This window comes from Vibrio sp. IB15, assembly GCF_016406055.1.
GTDB lineage: Bacteria > Pseudomonadota > Gammaproteobacteria > Enterobacterales > Vibrionaceae > Vibrio > Vibrio chagasii.
Genome location: NZ_JAEFCE010000122.1, coordinates 1 through 2,793 on the forward strand (window position 1 = coordinate 1; position 2,793 = coordinate 2,793).

Sequence of the window (2,793 nt, forward strand, 5' to 3'; positions counted from 1 at the left end):
CTTATAAAGGCATAGCTCGGTTGGGAGGATGGAAAGATAGTAAGCGGACAGGTCGTGCTTCGATAAAGGTGTTATGGCAAGGATGGTTTAGATTACAAACCATCCTTGAGGGATATGAGTTGGCTAAGTCTCTTGATCAGCTCGACTTGTGATCAAGAGACAGCCCAAAGGAGCCTTTGTTGTATCTATTGATAGCAAATTACGATTAAGCGTCTTTTTTATCTGCTTTTGACGTTTGCTCTTCATCCGCTGGTTTTGCATCTGAGTTATCGTCTTCTGCTGAAGCTTCTTGCTCTAGCTCGTCTTCTTCGTCGCGGTTTTCGATCACACCGTGGGTCTCTTTCCACTTTTCCCAACGCTGAAATGCCAGTTCCTGCATGTCGGTCGTCTTATCCGCTTCGTCAACGATCTCTTCGCCAACAAGGTGTTCAAAGATATCTTCTAGGGTAATGATGCCTTGGATTGTGCCGTACTCATCAACCACGAGAGATAGCTGTAAACGTTGAGCCATCATTTGGTCAAACGCTTTTGGTAACGGCAAGTTATTCAGTAATACATGAATAGGGCGCATCACATCGCCTAGAGATTTCTCTCCGCTGCCAGCTTGTTGAAGCCTAAACAGCTCTAAGCGGTGCACAAAACCGATGATGTTGTCACTCTGCTCGCTGTAAACCAACGGACGTGAGAATGGCGTATCTTTATGATCCGCTAGGAACTGATTGATACTCATCTCAGCATCGACACGGAATACTACTGGTCGCGGTGTCATTACTTGCGTCACAGGTACATCTTGAATGCCAAGTAGGTTGCTTAGGATTTTCGATTCGCCTTCTGCAAATTCACCACTCTCTTTTGCCAAAATCGCCATCGCAGACAATTCATCACGCATTTTTGGTGCTTCGTGACCACGAGCTAGGCGCTTAGTGATCTGCTCAGAGAACCAAACAAACGGTGTTAGGAAGAACACCATCCAACGAAGCACGCTCGCCGATGCTGGCGCAAGTTGACGCCAGTAAGTTGCACCAATAGTTTTTGGAACAATCTCAGACAGTACCAAAATACCTAGAGTTAGCACGGCAGAGAATACACCTAGCCATTGGCTACCAAAAACCACCGCCGCTTGTGCACCTGCTGTCGCAGCACCGATTGTGTGCGCGATGGTGTTAAGCGTTAAAATTGACGCCAGTGGGCGGTCGATGTCTGTTTTCAGTTTGTCTAATGACTCTGCTGCAGGATGCCCATTTTGTTTTAGTTGAGCGATGTAGCTCGGACTAATACTCAAAAGTACAGCTTCCAAAACAGAACAAATGAAAGAAACTCCAATGGCGATGGAGACGTAAATAGTTAGCAGCAGCATGTTTGCCCTTAAATTAAATTGTACGCTTTATCAGCGATTCAGCGTGGATTATAGAGAAAAAGTAGTGGCTAGGTCATCATTAATTTTGCGCTCAGCCCCTTTTAAACAAGGGCTTGCTTAAATAAATCAGTAACAAATTGTGAGTTATTACTCATATTATGGCTAAAACTACGGCATTAGAGTCAAAGATCGACGACAAACCTTTGCCAGATGGGGCATTTATGTTTTAGAGTGAATTGAATTCAAAAATACAAAGAAGGGAAACCTAAAATGAACAAGACTCAATTAATCGACTTTATTGCTGAAAAAGCGGACCTTTCTAAAGCACAAGCTAAAGCTGCTCTAGAAGCGACTCTTGGTGGTGTAACAGATGCTCTTAAAGATGGCGATCAAGTTCAGCTAATTGGTTTTGGTACTTTTAAAGTAAACCACCGTGCAGCTCGCACTGGTCGTAACCCAAAAACTGGTGATGAGATCCAAATCGCTGCTGCAAACGTCCCAGCATTTGTTGCAGGTAAAGCGCTGAAAGATTCAGTGAAATAATCTAAACTGTACCGAGGTAGTCGTATTCCACCTCGGTACAGGTTTTTATGAAAAAAGCATTTCTTCTCGTTTCACTGTTATCTACATTTCTCATTGGCTGTTCTTCAACAAGCCCTCGCAAAAACCTAGAGCAATTTGAAACCTACACCGGCGGCCAAGTCATGGGCGACGCGACAAGTTTCTACTGGGTGACTAACAAGCTCACACAACCTCATACTTCAGCAGACTACGTCACTATGGGTGATTATGGCTGGTATCAAACTGACTATGCATGGTCGGATGTTGTGCTTCGTGAATTTATTCGTGAAGGTGAGCAGCGCAACGCATCAAATGAACTGGCTCCATTTCGGGTTCATGTCCGTTTCAACAAATCAGGCGAAGCTGTGTATCAGCAGTACCGTATTGACGGTAAAATCCTACCAATCCGCGCTAAGCAGCTTGAAACTTACAAGAATGAAGCCTCACAGGCCTTAGATACCACGGCTAAGCAGAATGACGAAGGCTTCAAGTTGATCCAAGGCTATTGGAATGGTCAATCTTTCGAAACTTGCTCGGGTAAAGAGTTTTCAAGTATCGATATTAATCAAGCCTTACCAAACTTTGTGATTAATCGCTTAGCGTCAGTAGAAAGCTATGCTGCGTTTCTTGGTAGTGATTCACTCGGAAAAATCACTGTAGAAGAGCTATTGATGTTAGCGGAAGAAAGCCACGATTGTGTCGTAAGACCATCATTGCTGAAGAGCAGCGAATAAATCATTAAGAGCATTTGGCCTACTGTAGGCCAAATGCTCTTTAGTCTGTACATGTGTACGTTGGACAATAAAAAAGGCGCCCACTAAGGCTGTCTCTTATACACAAATCCCTAAGCCACGCTTGGGGATTTTTTTTGAACT

General features: G+C 44.1%; 3 protein-coding genes and 1 pseudogene. 3 read left to right on the forward strand and 1 reads right to left on the reverse strand.

Annotated features, from left to right (window positions below):
• A pseudogene (locus JC606_RS22900) lies at window positions 1-152 on the forward strand (IS4 family transposase); the annotation flags it as partial.
• 53 nt (window positions 153-205) lie between these two features.
• Here JC606_RS22900 and JC606_RS22905 read toward each other — a convergent pair.
• A complete protein-coding gene (locus JC606_RS22905) occupies window positions 206-1,357 on the reverse strand; it encodes a CNNM domain-containing protein (RefSeq protein ID WP_116871564.1) in 1,152 nt (383 codons plus the stop codon).
• A gap of 270 nt (window positions 1,358-1,627) precedes the next feature.
• On the opposite strand from JC606_RS22905, the gene hupA reads away from it, so the two are divergent.
• Both hupA and JC606_RS22915 read left to right on the forward strand, forming a co-directional pair.
• On the forward strand, window positions 1,628-1,900 hold the full coding sequence (hupA, locus tag JC606_RS22910; RefSeq protein WP_004729753.1) for a nucleoid-associated protein HU-alpha: 273 nt from the start codon (window positions 1,628-1,630) through the stop codon (window positions 1,898-1,900).
• Between the two features lie 47 nt (window positions 1,901-1,947).
• Entirely contained in the window at window positions 1,948-2,652 is a 705-nt protein-coding gene (locus JC606_RS22915) for a DUF1481 domain-containing protein (RefSeq protein ID WP_137406936.1), read from the forward strand.
• Window positions 2,653-2,793: the final 141 nt, after the last annotated feature.